Genomic DNA, 19,311 nt, shown 5'->3' with positions numbered 1-19,311 from the left:
TGTACTATGAAAAATCTCTCCATCCTATTCATCCTCATTTCTGCTTTTGCTAATTCTCAAATTCTGACACCTTTCGAAAAAGGTAATGGTAATCAAACCACAACTTTTGATGAGATGCGAAAATTCTATCAGGAATTGTCAAAACATTATCCATCAATCAGTTATGAAACCAAAGGCGAAGATGATAATGGCGCACCAATCGATGTTGTGATTTTTAATCCGTCAGGAAAAAGTTTTGAAGAAGCGAGAAAAGGGAAATCGGTTTTGTTTGTGAACAACGCAATTCATCCAGGCGAGCCAGATGGGATTGATGCGACGATGATATTGATGCGAGACTTAGCGATGGGAAAAATCAAAACACCGAAAAACGTCGTCTTCACAGCGATTGCAAGTTACAATATCAGCGGAATGATGAACCGGGGAAGCTTTTCCAGAGCCAATCAAAATGGTCCGGAAGAATACGGTTTCCGTGGTAATGCAAGAAATTATGATTTGAATCGGGATTTCATCAAAACAGATTCGAAAAATTCCAGAAGTTTCCAGCAGATTTTTCAATGGCTGAAGCCTGATGTTTTTATTGATAATCACGTCAGCAACGGCGCAGATTATCAATACACTTTCACTTATATTTCGACAAATAAAGAACGTTTGGGAAATGTTCTCGGCAATTATTTCAATAACGAAATGCAACGGACACTTCTGAAAAATATGGAGAAAAAAGGTGTGATTTCAGTGCCTTATGTCAACATTCACGGCGACGTTCCGGATGGCGGGTTTCCTGCTTTTGTGGATTCACCTAGATATGCAACGGGTTACACGACCTTGTTCAATACCATCGGGACGGTGGTGGAAACGCATATGCTGAAACCGTACAAGGACCGAGTTAAAGTCACTTACAATTATATGGTTGACAATCTTAGTTATATCGATGAGAATTACGAAACCATTCAGCAAAAAAGAACTGAAAATCTGAAACAATATAAAGTCGGAAATCGATATGCTTTATCTTGGAAACTCGATTCTACAAAGTATGAAAACATCGATTTCAAAGGCTTCGAAGCGAAATATAAATCGAGCGACGTTTCCGGAAAAACCAGACTTTGGTATGACAGAAATACAAAGTTTTCAAAACTCGTCAAGTTTTATAATACTTATATTCCGGCCAAAGAAATCACCATTCCAAAATATTATGTCATCCCACAATCCGAATGGAAAATCATTGATTTACTGAAACTGAACCAAATCAAAATGATTCCGATAAAACAGGATTCTACAATTGTGGTTGAACAATACAGAATCAAAGATTTTAAAACTGTTCCGAATCCTTATGAAGGTCATTATCTTCATTATGAAACATTTGTGATCAAAGAATCTGGAAAAACTATATTCAGAAAAGGTGATTTTCTGGTTCCGCTAAATCAAGACGGTGTGAAATTTCTATTAGAAACTTTAGAACCGGAAGCTGTTGATTCTTACTTCAACTGGAATTTCTTCGATGCGATTCTTGGCCAAAAAGAATATTATTCGGCGTATGTTTTCGAAGATACAGCAGCCAAACTTCTACAGGACAATAAAGCTTTAAAAACCGCTTTCGAAATTGAAAAAGCCAATAATCCAAAGTTTGCAGAAGACGGCGAAGCGCAATTGGATTGGGTTTACAAACATTCGGACTATTACGAAAAAACGCACCGTCTTTATCCTATTTTTAGGATTAATTAAAATAAAACACTTAAGTCACTTTAGAAAATCTTAAAGTATAAAAGTTCACTTTAGTAGAGAATTCTTAATTGTACTTAATTGACTATTTCAAGATGATTTTAAATCGACTTAAGTGTTTAAATTATTTCTTATTTGGAACCTCAAGTACTTTCAGCAAAGCTTTTTTCGGATTTCCATTTCTGTCCCAAAGCAAAGGATAATTGGTTCTTCCCGGGATTGGGTAATCGTTTTTCCACGACATTTCGTCCTTCATTCCCCATGTTGTTACGCGGTCGAGCTTGTCTCTTTTCTTGTAGAAAATCTGATACAATTCTGCATATCGATTAGCCAGTTTATCATCGATTTCTTTGGGAAGTCCTTTTTGGTAAGGGTCAAGAAAAGTTTTGAATTCCTCATTCTGAAACTGCTTGTGCATAAAAGCCTGACCAATGATTTGACCTTCCTTCGTTACCGGCAAAACATCCACATCGATTTCCGTAATCATCACTTTGATGCCACACGCTGCGTAAGCATCTATCGCCTCTTCAATGTATTGATTTTTAGGATAATCCAATCCCCAGTGACCCTGGATGCCGATGCCGTCAATCCGTATTCCGGCCGCTTGCAGCATTTTGACCATTCGAACAATGCCTTTCACTTTTTCCGGTCGCCACGCGTTGAAATCATTGTAATACAATTCTGTGTTCGAGGAATATTTTGCGGCGTACTGGAAAGCCAGTCGCATCAGTTCGTCGCCATCGCCAATGCCTTTTACCCAACCTTCGTTACGGTAGCTGCCGTCATCATCAATCACTTCATTAACAACATCCCAAGCTTGTATTTTCCCGGTATATCTTCCTGCAACCAGTTTGATGTGGTCGTGCAGGCGCTCTTTAGTTTGTTCTTTAGTTTTTGGAGTGCCATCTTCATTTTTGAAGAACCAGTCAGGCGTTTGATTTTTCCAAACCAAAGTATGCCCGACGATGAACATCTTGTTTTTCTGTCCAAATTCCACAAACGCATCCGCCTGCGAAAAATCGAATTTCCCGGGAAGTGGATTCACAACTTCGGCTTTCATACAGTTTTCCGGCGTAATGGTGTTGAAATGTTGCAGCACAATATCCTGTTGTTTTTTATCTTTCCCCGTCACAATGTCGTCGTTCACAGCCGTTCCGATTTTGAAAGCTTTGGAATAAGCCTCTTTAAATTTCACGTTCTGCGAAAAACTAACGGAAGAAATTAAAACATTAAATAAGATAAGGTACTGTTTCATAAGCTCAAAAATTGATTGAACTAAATATAGAAAAATAAAATAAACGTGAAATTGACATTTATTTTAATCAATTAATTTGCTAATTGTGCTTAGAACCAATTTGTTGAAGTTTTGAGAATTAATAATTGGAAATTTTAAGTTTCACGGTAATCATTATGAATGATGAGAATAATTTTTGACTGAAGATTATATAAGGTTGAGTTTGAGTTAACTTCAATCGCTTAATTTTATGTTAAGTCTTAATAAAAAACGATTTTATTTTTGGGCAGCTATTTCCGCCTGTAGTTTTATCTGAGCTTGTCGAAGGGCTCGTAATGACGAGTTCCGCTCAAGTCGGCTGCGGTTTTAGTCTTAGTTTACTTCCTCAAACTCAACAAATAACTCTCAGCATTCATCACAGGAATTAGAGCATTTTTAAAATCCTTTTCGTTTCGGGTGATAATGATATCACAGTTGGAAGCCAGTGCACTGAAATATTGCATCGCATCCTCAAAATCTTTGAAGTCAGAATGAATCGCTTTGTCCACCACTTCATCATCCATCACAGACATCGAACATAAAAGCTTGAATTTCCTGATTTTCTCTAATGCGATTTTGGAATTTTCAAATCTCGCCAAGACATAAAAAACATTAGAAATAGAGCTTGGCGAAGTGTAAACCTGTATTTTCTTTTTATCTGCCAAAGTCAGAATTTTTGCAGATGCATCATAAAAACCTTCTCGTTCTCCAAGAAAATCGATGATGATATTGGTGTCCAAAAATATCTTTTTCATCTACTGATATTTTTTATCCAAATTGTCTGTATAGTCCTCTCTCAAAGTTTTCCAGTCCAAATCAGGCACGCTTTTTCCACTGGAAATACTTTTCACAAAAGGCGAAATTTCAAAATCATCATTTTGTTCACGTGTGATAGAATCAAGATAATTTTCAATTAGTCTGGACAAGCTTACTTTCTTGCTGGAAGCATAAATTTTAGCCCGTTCGATAACATTTTCATTTAATTTTAAAGTGAGTTTGGAATCCATAAAAACAAATTTACGTACAAATATAAAAAATTAATACGTGAAAATTCAATTTTCACTTTGAGGTAAACTTGCCATTAACCAAAAACTTCCTATTTTTGGTAAAATTATTATCAACAAACCTTTTAGGTTGAATCATACTCTTATGAAAAAACTAAAAATATCTTTTTTCTTTTCTCTTTTTTCTTTTCTCTTATCGGCTCAGCAAACCCCATATTACCAGCAATACGCCAAATATAAAATGGATATTGATGTGGATGCTGCGAACTTTACTTATCAAGGGAAACAGACTTTAGATTACAGAAACAATTCGCCGGACGAACTGAAAGTCGCTTATTTTCATTTGTATTGGAACGCTTTCAAACCGGGTTCTATGATGGACCAGCGCGTGCAGTCGCAAGGTGTGAATGCCGACGGAAGATTGGCCAAAAGAGTGGGAAATACAGTCATTTCAAGATTGTCCGAGATTCCGAAAAATGAAGAAGGCGCGCAAAATATCCGTTGGATTAAACAGAACGGAAAAGATTTGAAGTTCGAGATTCAAGGGACCATTATGAAAGTTTATTTGGCAGAATCAATTAAACCCAATTCTTCGACCACGTTCACTATGGAATGGGACGCCAATATCCCGATGCAAATCCGTAGAGCAGGAAGAAACAACCGCGAAGGTGTCGATATGACCATCACGCAATGGTATCCAAAAATCGCTGAGTACGATTATGACGGTTGGGCGGCGTTTGACTATGTCGGAAGAGAATTTCACGCCCCGTTTTCTGATTATGAAGTGAATATCAAAATCGATAAAGACTACGTTATCGGCGCTGGAGGAAATCTTGAAAACCCAACTGAAGTCAAAGGTTATGACAGTAACGCTACCGTGAAAGCAGATATTTCCAACAAAGTGACCTGGAAATGGACTGCCAAAAATATTCTGGATTTTGCCTGGGCAGCAGACAGGGATTATTCCGTGGAGAGTTTCCCGATTTTGGATGGGCCAAAAGTATATTTGGTTTATCAGAAATCTGAAAAGACAAAATATTGGTCCGAGATGAAACCCTACATCACCAAATATTACCAGCTGATGAATGCGACTTTCGGGCGTTACAAATGGCCAAGTTATGCCTTCATCCAGGGTGGCGATGGCGGCATGGAGTATGGCATGTGTACAATGATTCTCGGCGAAGCAACATCGGTAGAAGGTCTTTCCGGTTTGATGTTCCACGAAGGCGCACACTCTTGGTTTCAACAGATGCTGGCCAACAACGAAAGTGTAAGACCTTGGATGGATGAGGGTTTCACACAGTATGCGGAAGATTATGTGTCTTACAGATTATTCCCTCCAAAGGAATCTCAACCGAATCCTTTTGTGGGCGCTTTGAAAGCTTATGCTAATTTCGCCAAATCAGGAAAAGAAGAACCTGCAGTTTGGCTGGGCGACCATCACGATAATGGAATAGCTTACACTTATGCAAGTTACATCAAAGGCGAAACGTTTTTGGTAGAGCTTGGTTACATTGTAGGAGAAGAAAATCTCAACAAAATTATGCTGAAATATTACGACGAATGGGCGATGAAACATCCTACAGAAAGAGATTTCATTCATATTGCGCAATTGGTTTCCGGGATGGATTTGAAATGGTTCCAGCATTATTGGATCAATACGACAAAAACAATCGATTACGGCATCAAGAATGTGAAGTATGACCCGCAATCAACAACAATAACTTTAGTGAATAAAGGCGGCGTTCCGATGCCAATCGATTTCAGTATTCTGACTAAGGACAAGAAAGTCATTAATTATAATATTCCACTGAACTTGACCAGAACTTGGAAAACGAAAGACATTTACGGTAATATCCAGACCTTGCCTTTCTGGGCTTGGACACAGCAGGAATACAGCTTTACGATTCCGTATACCAAAGCACAATTGTCTGCAATGGGAATCGATTTCAGCCAAAGATTAGCGGATGTGAATCCTGAGGATAATTATTTGGAAGTGAAGTAGAAGTAAGAAACAAGATTCAACGCAAAAGAATAAGTGAATCTCAAACGAGGCAAAAAGGCTCACCGATGAACCAAAAAGGCTCGTCATCCAGCCAAAAAGGGTGGTTTTTGAGGCAAAAAGACTCGCCGATGAACTAAAAAGGTTCGTCATCCAGCCAAAAAGGGTGGTTTTCCAGTATAAAAGGCTCGCCGATGAACCAAAAAGGCTGTTTGTTGAGTATAAAAGACTCGTTTTCTTTATGAATAGGCCAGTTTCTGCAATTAGAATGTTAAAAAAGTAAGTAATGAATTCCATCGTAATCAATATAGGCAACACCAATATCCGTTTCGGATTGTTTGATGATGACAATTGCGACCTGTCTTGGGTCATCAACACCAAACCTTACAAGACGACCGACGAATTGTTTGTTCAAATCCTGATGCTTTATCAGACATATAAAATCGATGTTGAGAAGATTGATAAAGTCATTATTGGTTCCGTGGTTCCACAATTGACGAAAGTGGTGGCGAGTGCTATTAAGAAAATTCATAATAAAATTCCTGTAATTGTTGACCGAAATACGCCGTCTGGAGTGATTCCGAAATCCAAACAAATGGGAACAGACATCTATGCTAATCTTGTCGCAGCGCATAATCTCTATCCGAATCATAAGAAAATCATTCTGGATTTTGGAACCGCACTTACTGCAAGTTGTCTGGCAGAAAATGGAGAAACGCTCGGCGTTATCATTGCCCCGGGCATTGTCACTTCACTGAACAGTTTGATTAAAGGCACAGCGCAATTGCCGGAAATCGAATTGGTCAAACCAAAATCTGTCTTAGGCCTTGATACGATTACCTGCATGCAAAGCGGCATGGTTTACGGTTTCCTTGGGATGGTGGAAGGTTTTATTGATAGGATAAATGATGAGGTGAATGACCAATGTTTCGTCATCGCAACCGGCGGTGTGAGCCACGTTTACAAACCTCTGACCGAAAAAATCAACATCGGCGACAGGTTGCACACTTTGAAAGGCCTGTATTTTTTGGGTAAAGATTTATAATTATCTCTTATTCTTGAAAAAAGTTTTCACAATTTCCGAACATTCATTTTCCAAAATTCCGGTTACGATTTCGGTTTTAGGATGAAGTGATAGGCCTTTATTAATGAAACCTCTTTGTTCGTCTCTTGCGCCAATCACGACTTTCGAAATTTGAGACCAGGCTAAAGCGCCTGAACACATCACGCAAGGTTCTAAGGTTACATACAGGATGCAATTCTGAAGGTACTTTCCGCCGAGAAAATTAGCCGCTGATGTTATGGCTTGCATTTCAGCGTGTGCGGTGACATCATTAAGAGTTTCTGTAAGATTATGAGATTTTGCAATGATTCTGTCATTTGAAACAATCACGCATCCAATTGGCACTTCATCTTTCTCAAGAGCTTTTTCGGCTTCCTGCAAAGCCATTTTCATAAAATATTCGTCGGTGAACATCAGATAGGACAATTCTCAGATTTTGTCATATCGGCGATGCTGGTATCCAAAATCGGAAGCATATTATCCCGAACATTGATGAGAAGTTTTCTGATGCTGCAGGTTGCCTCGTCGGTACAATCTGCACATTTTTCATAGAAATTAAGAGAAGCACAAGGCAACATTGCAACCGGGCCATCCACAATTCGGATAACATCCAGAACTTTGATGTCGGCTGGATCTCTCATAAAAGTATAGCCGCCTTCAGCGCCTCTTTCGCTTTTCAGAATTTTGTTTTGCTTCAACTCACGAAGGATCTGCTCAAGGAATTTGAGCGGGATACGTTCGTTCTCCGATATTTTTTTAGCGGAAAATAATGAAGCATTGTTTGTCCTATTCAGGAAAAGCAAAGTTTTGATAGCGTATTTGACTCTTTTTGAAAGCATACTGTAAAAATAATCAAATTTTTATATTTTGAAAATAATATTTGTACCAATAAAAAACCGCCTCGATTTTGATTCGAGACGGTTTTTTATTGTGATGATTTTTCTAATTAAGGAAATGTAACTCCCGAATAAGAATTTGGATTAATCATTGGAAGGCTTGATTTGTAAGTGTTATTTATCGCTTTCAAAAATTCGTTTGCGATAATTCCGTACCCTCTTCCGGTTGGATGTACTCCATCTAAAGAGAATGCGCCGCCAGTTACAAATGTTGCACTGTATTTAACACCATCCCATTGGATTCCCGATGCAGAATTGAGCTCAATCATTTTTGCTCTTGCGTCTACAAAAGCAAGTCCGTAAGAATCAGCAAATCCTTTTATTGCAGTATTATAAGCCGTTGTTGCGGTAGAAATATTTGTTGCTTCTGTAGCAGTTAAAGAAAATTGGTCTTGCAACGGGAAAGATGCTCCATAAATAAACTGAGATGTTGCTGTTGGAGCTGCATTAGTAAGAGCGTCCAAACCTAGAACTTTAGAAGCTGGCAATAAAATCAATTCCCCTTCTTTTGCTTGTCTAGCTTTACCAAATGCACTTCCCAAAAATGCTGCTTGAGTGGCTGAAATACCACTTGCAGCAAATCCCGCAGTATAAAATTGGGATAGGTCAGATAATGTGTTGTCAATAATAATTACAGGATTTTGACCTACTTTTGCCAAACTAAATCTTGAAGATGCAACTGTATTCAGTAATTTGTATAAACTTGCATTTAAAGCTTGCACTTTGGTTGCATCTAATGCAATTGTATTATAAGGTATTCTCGTAAAGTAAGGAATGGATGTCACATCAGGAATGTTTCCAATTGCTCCCTTAGTACTTCCTACACTTTTAAGTCCATCAAGTATCCCTTTTATAGCTTGTTGTAAAACCGCTGGATTTGTAATATCATTCGCTTTATAAGTTGCGGGGTTTGCAGTCGCTGGCTGTACGACTGCCGGAGTGTATGTTGTTACATTACCTACCGTAGAAGAATTCATTCCTCCATTTGTAGCATAAGAAAGTATATCATTGGCTCCAATCCACAGAGAGAAAAATGTAGGCTTTTGAGCCATTGCATCTGCTAAAACAGAAGTTGTTGCTGATGTGGCAAATCTTACAAAATAGGGATTTGCTGCTCCAATTTGTAAGTTCGCTGCACTTCCATAACCAGGAGCTACCAAATGAAATGATTTTGCCCCAGGAACACCCATATTTTGATATGGTCCTGCTGATGAAATATTATCAAGAGCAGCGGCGGCAGCAGATTGTTCAGGAGATAACGCTCCATTTATAACTTTTAACGTGTATTTTCCTCCAAATCCAGGAAGACCAACAAATCCTCCTGTGTTATTTGGCATCATAGGTTGTTTAAACTCACCACCTCCTGCTAGTTTCATTTGAGCAGCCAACATACTTGGATAAGATTCATTTTGTCCATCAATGTATAATGCTCCGTCTCTATAACCTGAAGTCAGTGAGTTTCCTAATGCAACATATTTTGAGAAATTAGCCTCCCCAGATGTTACAACCACATCTTCTGTGCTGTTATCAAAATCTGTTTCACAACTTGCTGTCAATAAAAGTGTTGCAGCCAATGTCGATATATATAATTTTTTCATAATAGATTCAATTTTTAAAATGCGTTGTAAGATAATCCTAGACCAAAGTAAAATACATCAGCTTTTGCCTGTCCTGCGAAATTGTAATATGCATTGTTGAAAGTTCTGCTTTTCGGCATTGCATAAGCTCCAGAAATATCTACTCCTAATTTGTTGAACTTAAGACCGATACCTCCTGTTATCACATAATTGTCAAAAGAAGGCGTTTCCGGTATGAAGTCTTTATCAGCATAAGGTGATTGATCATAATACCAGCCTAATCTACCAGCAATCATATCATTGAAGATATACTGGGTTCCAACACGCACACTTGAAGTGTTTTTGAAATTCTTTGGCGTTACCAATACTGTTGGATCGTTTGGTTGGTTACCTGCTGCCACGTTCTCAAAATCAAGCGTCAGTTTATTATACCTTTCCCAGCCATGATAGTTGTAATCTGCAGAGACTAACCATTTTGAAGTAATCTTATAAGTTAAACCTAAAGTGATTTCATCAACAAGTGGAAGTGTGGCCTTGAAATTGTCCGAACCACCATTGAAGTTTGATAATAATGCAGAAGGAACCATGAAGGTAGCTTTTCCTTCCTTAGCCTTCATATCGACTGGCGAACGATATGCAACACTCACATCCCATTGGTTGTCCGGCTGGAAATAGAATCCAAATCCGAAACCGTGTCCTGTAGCTTGATCATCCAATAGATTAAGCTGTCCATTATATTGAGTCAAAGCCTTTGTCCAGTCAACTTTACCTTTTGCATAGATATAGCTAGCTCCAAAAGATGCCCAAGGTGCCAATTTTACAGAAACCATTGGTTGGAAAAAGTAACTTTTCAATTCTAATTTCTGCACCATTTCCTTGCCTTCCCAATCGCTTGGCCATTCGATAGTGCTTCCAAAGGGAGTTGAAAAACTGAAACCTACAGAAAGGTTATCTAAAACCTTGTAAGCTACGGCCGCATAAATAGGCGTTCCCAAAGGATTGTCTGTCTCAGACTGTTGCAAGGTACTTGTGTTTTGGAATGTTATCTTATTTGATACACCGAATCCACCTGCTGCTACGCTTAACTTCGAAGGGATAAAAGAAATACCGGCAGGGTTGAAAAATGCAACACTTGCATCCTCTGCGTGAGCACTGGTATGAGCCATTGCCAACTGCTTAACACCCTGAAGAGATACTCGGAATCCTCCTGCGTATGCCATTACACCGGCAGCTAATGCCGTGGTCATTAAAATTCGTCTCATATAATTATTATTAATGTTCCAAATTTATAATTATTTTAATAACAATTATAAAAAAACATAAAAAAAGTTAAACATTGCTATTCTAAGAATAGTTGTTTAGTGTGTTGTTTTATTTAAAATATTGATTATTAAATATTTATTGTAATTTTTTTGATGAAATTTAATTTAGTTTAATTTTAAACAATATAATGTAAACCATAATAAATAGCTGGTTTTTGGTTTGAGGATATTTTATTATTTAATTGCTTTGTTTGTTATATTGTTAATGTTAATCAGATATTAACTTAAAATTAACAAAAAAATATTTTTAAAAGATATTATCGTCAAGCTTAAATAAAAATTATATTAACTTTGCAATCAGACATAAAAATTAAAATATGAGTTGTGGATGTAAAACATCCGGCGATTCTTCCCATTCTTGCGGCACAAAGACCGCTAATGGGTGTAGTAGTGTAGATACCTGCGGGAATAGTTATAAATTAAGTGTTTTTGACTGGCTTTCTGATATTGATCCATCAAGATCAAAAAGCTCTGAATATGTGGAAGTTCGTTTTAAAAACGATCGTAAATTATATTATAAGAATGTCAACAACCTGCCCTTGCATATAGGTAGCATCATTGCTGTAGAATCTAGTCCGGGTCATGATATAGGAGTAGTGAGTCTTTCGGGAGAGCTGGTAAAGATCCAGATGAAAAAGAAAAATGTTTCCGAAGACCAAGCACTAAAAATCTATAGACTTGCCAGTCAAAAAGATATTGAGACTTGGCAAGACCTTAGGAAAAAGGAAAATGCGATCAAAATAGACGCGCGTAAAATAGCTTACGGTCTTAATCTTGAAATGAAGATCACGGACGTAGAATACCAAGGAGATGGCTCCAAGGTAACTTTTTATTATACGGCTGATAATAGGATTGATTTTCGTCAATTGATAAAGGAATATGCTTCTAATTTTCGCACGAAGATTGACATGAAACAGATCGGATTCCGGCAGGAGTCTGCAAAAGTAGGAGGTATCGGTTCTTGTGGAAGGGAGCTTTGCTGTTCTTCATGGCTTACAGATTTCCGTTCGGTCAATACCAATGCGGCAAGATATCAGCAATTGAGCATCAATCCTCAGAAATTGGCAGGACAATGTGGAAAACTGAAATGTTGCCTGAATTACGAGTTAGATAGCTATCTGGACGTTCTTAGGGATTTTCCATCGTCTAGTACGGTTCTGAATACCGAGAAAGGAAGGGCATTTTGCATCAAGATCGATGTTTTCAAAAAGAAAATGTGGTTTGCTTATGTGGAGAATTCTATGGCTTGGTATGATCTGGACATCTTTGAGGTGAAGAAGTTGATCGTCATGAATAAAAATGGCGAAAAAGCACCAGCTTTGGAAGATCTGAAAGTTGTAGAGAATCCTTTGGTAACTTCTGACCTGATACAGGAAAATAGCGTGGACCGTTTTGAGAAGAAATTTAAAAAATCAAGAAGCGGCTCAAATAGAGATAGAAATCCAAAACAGTCTGACAATCGTCCACCGAGATCACAGGATAATAAAAATCCACGCCAGAGCCAGACAGATCACAGGAATCGTTCTAATGAGCAAAAGCCGGTAGAGAATAAATCAATGGCCTCAAATGTCCAGTCGACGGATAATAAAGCTTCAGAAAATAAAAATCCAAAACAAAATCATAACAGAAATCGTCCGAGCGGCCAAAAACCGATAGAAAACAAGGCGACAGCTCCAAATACTCAGGCAACGGATAATCAACCACAGGAAAATAAAACGCATAAAAAACCGTTCAAAAAACCGAAAAAGAAAACGCCGCCTAAAAATGAAGGTAATGCTTAGAATAATAGTTGCTTTTGTATTGTTTTTCTTTCTAAGTTCGTGTCAAAATCACAATGAAAATGTTGTGGTGAAAGATGTTGGCAATAGCTGGAAAAAGAATGACTTTAAAAGCCTTGACTTTGATATAAAAGATTCCCAGGATTCTAAAGATCTTGTATTTGTTATCAGGAATAATAATGCATATCCTTATAGTAACTTGCGTTTGATAGCTAAGATAGAGCACGGTAAAAAAATTATTTCCACAGATACGCTCAACTATGTTTTGGCTAAACCGAATGGCGAATGGATAGGAACAGGATTTGGCGATACCAAGGAGAATCTGTTTCAGTATAAACTCAATTATAAATTTCCGCAGAACGATAATTATTCTGTAAAAGTTGTTCAGGCAATGAGACGGAACATATTGCCGGGAATCGAAGATATAGGAATTAAAATTCAAAACTCAAAGCCTTGATTTATTAATGGAAAATAAGAAAACTGAACATAAAACATTTCCTTTACCAGACAAAAAGAAGACTAGACCCAATATAAAAAAATGGATCAAGATTGTCTGGATTGGATTCTTTGCGGTCGTATTAGGGATTTCTGCCTTATTTTTTGCTGTCTCTCAGGGATTTGTAGGAGATATGCCGGATGTGAAGGAATTGGAAAATCCTGACATATATGTAGCCTCGGAGATCTATTCTTCTGACAATGTGCTATTAGGAAAATTTGAAAAAGAAAAAACAAAACCCGTTACTTACAAACAGCTTCCGCCATATTTGGTTTATGCACTCCAGGCAAAGGAAGATGAGCGTTTCAAAGAACATTCTGGTATCGATTTGAAATCTATTCTTAGAGCTGTCAGATATGGTGGAGAGAGAGGTGGTGGATCAACTATTACACAACAGCTGGCTAAACTCTTGTTTACAGGAAATGCTTCTCAAAACAAGATAGAAAGGGCTTTCCAAAAGCTAAAAGAATGGTGCGTTGCAGTAAGTCTTGAAAAGCGTTATACAAAGGAAGAAATTGTTGCTTTATACTTCAACAAGATGGATTTTCTTTTCAATGCTAAAGGGATTGAAATGGCTTCCCGGGTCTACTTTAACAAATCTACAAGCCAATTGACATTGCCTGAAGCGGCGACTTTTGTTGCGATGCTGGAGGCTCCTAGAAGAAATAATCCTTACAGAAATCCAGAAAGGGCCAAAGACAGAAGAGACGTTGTTTTGAAACAGATGTTGGAAACTGGTTACATTGATAATGCAACTTATGAGAAAGCGAAAGCAACACCAATCGTTGTAGATTTCCACGAGATCAAAACTGTGGAAGAGGGTTTCTCTTCTTATTACAAATTCTATCTGAGAAAAGAAATTCAGCAATATCTGGATTCGTACGAAAAGGAAACAGGAAAGGAGCTCAATCTTTATAAAAATGGTCTTAAGATCTATGTGACTTTGGACTCCAGAATGCAGAGATATGCAGAGGAAGCAATCAAAGAGCATTTGACCGATCTTCAGAGAAATTTTGATGGAGAGATGAGGCGTAATCCGAATCGTCCTTATTACAATCTTTCCAAAACCCAGATCAATGATCTGATGATGGCAGCTGTAAAAAGAACAGGCCGTTACAAACAGCTGAAAGCTGAAGGAATGCCGGAGGATTCTATCATGATGGAATTCCACGAGCCTACTAAAATGACAAGATTCACTTGGCAAGGAGAAGAGGAAGTTGAAATGTCTCCTTGGGATTCTATCCGTTATCATAAGCAGATCGCGCAAGCTGGTCTGATGTCTATGGAGCCGGCAACCGGAGATATTAAAGCCTGGGTTGGAGGTATCAATTGGCAGCATTTCCAATATGACCACGTAAAGCAAGGTAAGAGACAGGTGGGTTCAACTTTCAAACCATTTGTATATGCAACGGCCATTATGCATCTTGGGATGACACCTTGTTCCACAGTGTCCAATGCTTCTTATTCCAAAGGAAATTGGCATGTAAAGGGTAGTGGGGGAATGTTGACACTCAAAGATGCTTTGGCAAAATCACAAAATCCAGTTGCAATCCGATTAGCTGAAATGGCAGGAACGGAAAATGTAATCCAATTAGCAAGGGATCTGGGAGTAACAAATCCTATCGATAAACATTTGCCCATGGCTTTGGGTACTTCTGATATTACAATTTATGAAATGTTAGGGGCATTCAGTACTTTTGCTAATTTCGGAAACTATACAAAACCGGAAATGATCTGGAGAATAGAGGATGCCAACGGACGAGTGATCAAAGAAGTGAAACCTGTCGTGAAAGAAGTTATGAATGAGATGTACGCTTACACAATGCTTGATTTGATGAAAGGTGTAACAGAATTCGGTACAGCGTCTGGAGAATTGAGACGTAGAGGGATTCCTGCAAGTGTAGAAATCGCAGGTAAAACCGGGACAACTCAGAAAAACTCAGATGGTTGGTTTGTAGGAATTGTTCCAAAACTAGCGACTGATGTTTGGGTTGGTTGGGAAGATAGAGCAACCCACTTTTGGAGCACAGGCGAAGGACAAGGAGCTAAAATGGGACTTCCGATTTGGGCTATTTATATGAAAAAAGTTTTTGCAGACAAAGCATTAAATATTCTTCCGGAAGACAAATTCATAAAACCGGCGAATTGGACAGGCAGTTGTTCTGATCTTAATAATCTCAGAAATGGATACGGTGATGAAGGTGGATTACAGTCTATTGATCAACTCAAAAATCCAACACAGATTATCCCGGATAAACCAGTGAAAAAAGAAGACAATTCTAATGAAGCTATTAATTCCTCGGATGATATAGACTTTAACAAATAATTTAATCCCCGTCCGCATCAAGCGAGACGGGTTTTTTGATAATGAATTTAAAAAGTATTACTAATAATTTCACCAAGCTATTTCCAGGAGATTTTTCTGGAAATCAAATGCAGAGACAAACGCCAGATGTTTTGTTCAGTACAATTGAACCTGCAGATTTTGATAGAACAGAGTTGATTGATTTTAATGAAGAATTATCAATCGAAATTGGTTTGGGGACATTAGAAAACAATGAAGATTTCTTAGCTGCACAAGATCTTCCCGAGAATATCGAAACTTATGCAACTGCTTATGCAGGGCATCAATTTGGGAATTGGGCAGGACAATTGGGTGACGGACGGGCTATCTATGCAGGAGAAATTCTCCATGGAGATCATCAAACCGAAATCCAGTGGAAAGGAGCCGGTGCAACGCCATACTCGAGACATGCAGATGGAAGAGCGGTTTTACGTTCCTCGATTCGGGAATATCTTATGAGCGAGGCAATGTTTCATCTAAGCGTTCCTACAACCAGAGCCTTGAGTCTTTCGAAAACCGGGGAAGATGTAATTCGTGATATTCAGTATTCTGGAAATCCACAGAAGGAACAAGGAGCTGTTGTCGTGAGAACATCTGAATCATTTATTCGTTTCGGGCATTTTGAATTGCTGTCTGCCAGAAATCAAACGGATTTGTTAAAACAATTGTCGGATTATACTATTGAAAAATTTTATCCAGAAATCAATTCGGAGAATAATCCGAATCAATATATCGATTGGTTTCAAGCGATCTGTAACAGAACGTTAAGAATGATAATCGATTGGTATCGTGTTGGTTTTGTCCACGGTGTGATGAATACCGATAATATGTCGATTCTTGGGCTCACGATTGATTATGGGCCGTTTTCAATGATGGATGGTTACGATTTGGAATTCACGCCAAACACAACAGATTTACCCGGAAAACGTTATGCTTTCGGAAAGCAGGGGCAGATTTCACATTGGAATTTGGCTACTTTGGCCAATGCCATTTTTCCTTTGATCAATGATCCCGAAATTCTTGAAAAAATACTGAATGATTACGGGAAACGCTTCTGGACAGAACACGACAAAATGTTGGCAGATAAGTTCGGTTTTGATGAGGTTTTGCCGGAAGATGAAAGGTTCTTTACGGAATGGCAGCAACTGATGCAGGATTTGAATCTCGATTACACCTTATTTTTCCAAAGTCTTGAAAAGCCTGCTTCAGAAATTAAAATTGATGATTTCTCAAATTCTTTTTATCGAAATCTGAATGAAAATGAGTTGAAACGACTTTCTAATTTTATCGAGAAATATCAAGAAAGAAAACTTAAAAATAAAATCTCAGAGACAGAATCTTTGGAATTGATGTTCAAAACAAATCCAAAATTTATTCTGAGGAATTATCTGTTATTCGAAGCAATCCAAGAAGCTGAAAAGGGATGTTACGAACTGTTTTTCAAGCTGAAAGAAGCTTTGCAAAATCCCTACGAAAACCGATTTCCGGAGTTCAATCAAAAGCGCCCTTCGAAGTACGATAATCAAACAGGTTGCAGCCAGTTGTCTTGTAGTTCGTAATTATAAATAAGTTTAAATTTCTAACGTCTTTAATTATTAAAATTATACTTTTGCCGGAAATTAACAATTCTATGAAAAAAAATATTTTTTTATCTTCTCTAATCTTTTTGAGTTTATCTTGTAGTTCTTCAAATGATGACGAAACTATCATTGTAGATCCACAATATCCAATTTTGGTAACTAAAGCGATAGTTGATGGTGATGTTTACATTGTCAAATATGATGGCATAAAAATTTTGGAAGAATCAAACTCTGATGGATCGAACAAATTTGTTTATACCTATACAGGAAATTTTATAACTCAAATCAATGATTATTCTAATGGTTCACTTAGAAGCACAGCTGATTTTACTTATGATGGTGACAAGTTGATAAATGTAAAGGAAGTTAGTATAACCTCAGGTAGTAATACTACAAGTACAAAAACTCTTACATATACTTATCCAAATTCTACAACAATAAACTGTACCCAAATTCGAAATTATACATTTGCAGGAAACTCACAAACAGATAAATCAGATATAGTTTATACAGTAAAAGATGGAGACGTTATTTCTTCTAAAGAAAAATATTATCATAATAATGTCTTAGCTGGAAATCTTACAGAGACTTATACTTATGATGATAAAAATAATCCTTTTAAAAATATTTTAGGCTTTGATAAAATGGAGTTATATAATCCTTGGGCTTCTAATGATAATTTGTCAGGAAAAAAGAATCTTGTACTTTTTACGAATGCTAATACTCCAACAAATTCTGCAAGTTCTAGCTATAAAATAATGTATACAACTTCTTACAATAATAAAGATTATCCTAATCAGATTACAGAAACTCAATATAATAGTAGTAATCAGGCGGGAAGTAGCCACACTACAATTTTTACATATAATCAATAAAGAAAATAATATCTCGTTAAAGTCACGGATTTATGATTCGTGACTTTTTGTATAAATATGGTTTTTCTATTTTTGCAGAAAAGATCACAGTTTGAAAATTCTGAATAAAACTTTATCCATCCTGAAAATCATTTTTCCGTCAACCAAAACAGAATTACTGATTTTCTTATTTTTTGTCATTCTTTATGGCGCAAATGCGTGGTTCATTGCTGAGAATTTCAGCATTATCTATGACGACAGGATTCCCTGGGATGGTTATTTCAGTTTTGATAATAGAGCGATTGTTCAGACTGGCGGTGGTTTTGAGAGGCATCCTTTGTCCAATTATTTCTTTGATCAGATCAGAAATTTTGCATCATGGATCTCTGGAAATCGATATGATTCTATTTTTAGATTGGTTTTGGCCTTGTTCTCGACCGTTGTGATTGCTTTAGCGAATGTTTCGGTTTTCAAATATTTAAATAATGTCATCCAACTTCCGCTGAAAATCAGTCTGTTGATTTTGGCTTTCTACGGGTTGTTTGTAACGAATATCTTGTTGTCATTCACACCGGAAACTTATACTTATACGTTACTTTTCTTATCAATATTCAATTATTATTCGGCAAAGAAAATTCAGGAAGAGAAACCGATTTCCTTTGGTTCAACAATTTTCGGTTCTATTTTCATCGGTGGATTGACAATTACGAATATTGTTAAAGTTTACATCCCGTTTTTGTTTGAGAAAAAGATCTTCTGGAACTGGAAAAAAATAGGAATAGCTGTTGCGAAAATAGCGACTTCGGTTGTTGTTGTTGTTTTCCTTTTTATGCTGAGACTGAATTTTAATTTTCAAAATTTCCTTAACAAAACAGAAGAACAATACGACAAATTCTCCAAACCAAAAGCAACGCCACTTTGGGATATGATTTATTCCTGGTTTTTCGGAGGCAATATTTTATTTTCGAATTACGAGATCCGAGATTATCATAACAAAGACAAAACCTTTTATTACAAAGCTTTGTTTATGGATGTTTACAGCTCTGTGATTCCTTATATTTTCATCGCACTGGTTGTGTTGATGATTATTTGGAGTGTTGTGAAGAATTATAAAAATAAGTTGGTTTGGATTCTTGTGATCACGTTTTTAGTTGATATTCTGATTCATTGCGTTCTGAAATTCGGACTTCACACCTCTTATATTTACGGCGGACATTTTGTTTTTGTTTACCCGCTTTTGTTGGGCTGGCTGTTTTCCGGTTATCGAAATAAAAGGAACTCACTCAGTTTGTTCTACGGATTACTTTTGATAATGACGGTCTATCTTGGAGTCAGCAATTTTTATCGATTGACCGAATTCTACCAATTTTTAGAAACCTATTACAGATAAAAAACCTTCGGAATTC

The 19,311-nt window shown here is 37.3% G+C and carries 16 protein-coding genes; 9 read left to right on the top strand and 7 right to left on the bottom strand.

Translation table 11 applies throughout. The annotated features are described in order from the left end of the window. Positions 1-6: 6 nt before the first annotated feature. A complete protein-coding gene (locus RTX21_RS17720) occupies positions 7-1,719 on the top strand; it encodes a hypothetical protein (protein ID WP_312769819.1) in 1,713 nt (570 codons plus the stop codon). A 121-nt stretch (positions 1,720-1,840) separates the two neighbouring features. Here the strand turns inward: RTX21_RS17720 and RTX21_RS17715 are convergent, their stop codons facing one another. The 3 genes from RTX21_RS17715 to RTX21_RS17705 all read right to left on the bottom strand — a co-directional run bounded on the left by RTX21_RS17715 (position 1,841) and on the right by RTX21_RS17705 (position 3,996). After that, a complete protein-coding gene (locus RTX21_RS17715) occupies positions 1,841-2,971 on the bottom strand; it encodes an endo-1,4-beta-xylanase (protein WP_312769817.1) in 1,131 nt (376 codons plus the stop codon). Positions 2,972-3,327: 356 nt separating this feature from the next. Beyond that, a complete protein-coding gene (locus tag RTX21_RS17710) occupies positions 3,328-3,744 on the bottom strand; it encodes a PIN domain-containing protein (protein WP_312769816.1) in 417 nt (138 codons plus the stop codon). Next, positions 3,745-3,996, bottom strand: a complete 252-nt coding sequence (locus RTX21_RS17705) for a DUF6364 family protein (protein ID WP_312769815.1) — start codon at positions 3,994-3,996, stop codon at positions 3,745-3,747. A 142-nt stretch (positions 3,997-4,138) separates the two neighbouring features. Here RTX21_RS17705 and RTX21_RS17700 point away from each other — a divergent pair, with 142 nt between their 5' ends. Together RTX21_RS17700 and RTX21_RS17695 are read left to right on the top strand one after the other, a co-directional pair. Next, positions 4,139-5,998 carry a M1 family metallopeptidase gene (locus tag RTX21_RS17700; protein WP_312769813.1) on the top strand — a complete coding sequence of 620 codons (1,860 nt, stop codon included), beginning with the start codon at positions 4,139-4,141 and terminating at the stop codon, positions 5,996-5,998. Positions 5,999-6,281: 283 nt separating this feature from the next. Then, complete coding sequence (locus tag RTX21_RS17695; protein ID WP_312769812.1) at positions 6,282-7,040, top strand: type III pantothenate kinase; 759 nt, start codon at positions 6,282-6,284, stop codon at positions 7,038-7,040. Here RTX21_RS17695 and RTX21_RS17690 read toward each other — a convergent pair whose 3' ends face one another. The 4 genes from RTX21_RS17690 to RTX21_RS17675 form a co-directional block, all read right to left on the bottom strand. Beyond that, a complete protein-coding gene (locus RTX21_RS17690) occupies positions 7,041-7,472 on the bottom strand; it encodes a nucleoside deaminase (RefSeq protein WP_312769811.1) in 432 nt (143 codons plus the stop codon). Next, on the bottom strand, positions 7,472-7,897 hold the full coding sequence (locus RTX21_RS17685; protein WP_312769810.1) for an Rrf2 family transcriptional regulator: 426 nt from the start codon (positions 7,895-7,897) through the stop codon (positions 7,472-7,474). The genes RTX21_RS17690 and RTX21_RS17685 overlap by 1 nt, the downstream gene beginning before the upstream one ends. A gap of 107 nt (positions 7,898-8,004) precedes the next feature. Beyond that, positions 8,005-9,552 (bottom strand): SGNH/GDSL hydrolase family protein, encoded by a 1,548-nt coding sequence (locus RTX21_RS17680; RefSeq protein ID WP_312769809.1) that lies wholly within the window; start codon positions 9,550-9,552, stop codon positions 8,005-8,007. A 14-nt stretch (positions 9,553-9,566) separates the two neighbouring features. Next, on the bottom strand, positions 9,567-10,793 hold the full coding sequence (locus RTX21_RS17675) for an outer membrane protein transport protein (RefSeq protein WP_312769808.1): 1,227 nt from the start codon (positions 10,791-10,793) through the stop codon (positions 9,567-9,569). 377 nt (positions 10,794-11,170) lie between these two features. On the opposite strand from RTX21_RS17675, the gene ricT reads away from it, so the two are divergent. From ricT to RTX21_RS17645, 6 genes are all read left to right on the top strand, one after another. Next, on the top strand, positions 11,171-12,634 hold the full coding sequence (gene ricT / locus RTX21_RS17670; protein WP_312769807.1) for a regulatory iron-sulfur-containing complex subunit RicT: 1,464 nt from the start codon (positions 11,171-11,173) through the stop codon (positions 12,632-12,634). Further along, positions 12,627-13,088, top strand: coding sequence for a gliding motility lipoprotein GldH (locus RTX21_RS17665; RefSeq protein WP_312769806.1), 462 nt, complete (start codon positions 12,627-12,629; stop codon positions 13,086-13,088). The genes ricT and RTX21_RS17665 overlap by 8 nt, the downstream gene beginning before the upstream one ends. A 7-nt stretch (positions 13,089-13,095) precedes the next feature. Next, on the top strand, positions 13,096-15,453 hold the full coding sequence (locus RTX21_RS17660) for a penicillin-binding protein 1A (protein ID WP_312769805.1): 2,358 nt from the start codon (positions 13,096-13,098) through the stop codon (positions 15,451-15,453). A gap of 41 nt (positions 15,454-15,494) precedes the next feature. Continuing rightward, positions 15,495-17,030, top strand: coding sequence for a protein adenylyltransferase SelO family protein (locus tag RTX21_RS17655; protein WP_312769804.1), 1,536 nt, complete (start codon positions 15,495-15,497; stop codon positions 17,028-17,030). 71 nt (positions 17,031-17,101) lie between these two features. After that, complete coding sequence (locus tag RTX21_RS17650) at positions 17,102-17,926, top strand: hypothetical protein (protein WP_312769803.1); 825 nt, start codon at positions 17,102-17,104, stop codon at positions 17,924-17,926. 91 nt (positions 17,927-18,017) lie between these two features. Beyond that, the gene (locus RTX21_RS17645) at positions 18,018-19,295 is read left to right on the top strand and encodes a DUF6080 domain-containing protein (protein WP_312769801.1); all 1,278 of its coding nucleotides are present in this window, start codon (positions 18,018-18,020) and stop codon (positions 19,293-19,295) included. The last annotated feature ends 16 nt before the right edge of the window (positions 19,296-19,311 follow it).

The organism is Epilithonimonas sp., assembly GCF_032054305.1.
Lineage (GTDB): Bacteria > Bacteroidota > Bacteroidia > Flavobacteriales > Weeksellaceae > Epilithonimonas.
The sequence above is the reverse complement of the archived record's forward strand: the minus strand, read 5'-3'. Positions and strand labels throughout refer to the sequence as shown.